General features: G+C 76.5%; 1 protein-coding gene. It reads right to left on the bottom strand.

All coding sequences use genetic code 11. The features are described 5' to 3' along the window. Window positions 1-166 precede the first annotated feature (166 nt). Window positions 167-818, bottom strand: a 652-nt coding sequence (locus G3I42_RS24575; RefSeq protein WP_239096649.1) for a sugar transferase, incomplete at its 5' end; no start/stop codon positions are given.

The raw sequence follows: 818 nt of genomic DNA, 5'->3' as shown, positions 1-818 counted from the left end.
GGCGAGGACGGCGAGGGGCGCGGGCCGGGCCGCCGCGCGCGGGGCGGGGGACGGGGAAACGGACGGGGCAGGGGTGGCGGGCGGCCCGGCGTGGGGGGTGGGCGCGGGGGTGCCTGCATGGATGACCGGGTGCGTGGCCGCCGGGGTGGGTGCGTGGGTCACCGGGTCAGCTCCCCGAGGGGCGGACGAGCGAGAGGACGGTGCGCACGAGAATCCGCACGTCGAGCCACCACGACCAGTGGTCGACGTAGTAGTTGTCGTGCCGGCAGCGGTCCTCGATGGAGGTGTCCCCGCGCAGACCGCTGATCTGCGCGAGCCCGGTGAGGCCGACGGGCGCGCGGTGCCGGTGCCGGTAGCCCGCGTACGTACGGCCGAACTCGGCGACGAAGAAGGGGCGTTCGGGTCGCGGCCCGACGAGGCTCATGTCGCCGCGCAGGATGTTCCACAACTGCGGCAGCTCGTCGAGCGAGGAGCGGCGCAGGAAGCGGCCCACGCGGCTCATCCGGTCGTCGTGGGCGACGTTCCAGCGGGTGGCGGCCTCGCGGTCGTCGCCGGGGCGCAGGCTGCGGAACTTCAGGAGCGTGAAGGTCTTCCCGTACTGCCCGACGCGTTCCTGCCGGAAGAGGACGCCGGGGCCGTCGCTGAGGCGGACGGCGAGGGCGCAGGCGAGCAGGAGCGGCGAGAGGAGGACGAGGGCCGGCCCTGCGAGGGCGAGGTCGAGGGCGCGTTTGCCCGCGCCGGGGCGGCGGGGGCCGGGGGGCAGCGGGGTGAGCGGGTACCCGGCGAGGCTCGTGGTGCCGGGCGCGGCGCCGTGCCCC

Origin of the sequence: Streptomyces sp. SID11385 (assembly GCF_010548245.1) — a bacterium.
GTDB lineage: Bacteria > Actinomycetota > Actinomycetes > Streptomycetales > Streptomycetaceae > Streptomyces.
This window is presented reverse-complemented; position numbering and strand designations above follow the sequence as displayed.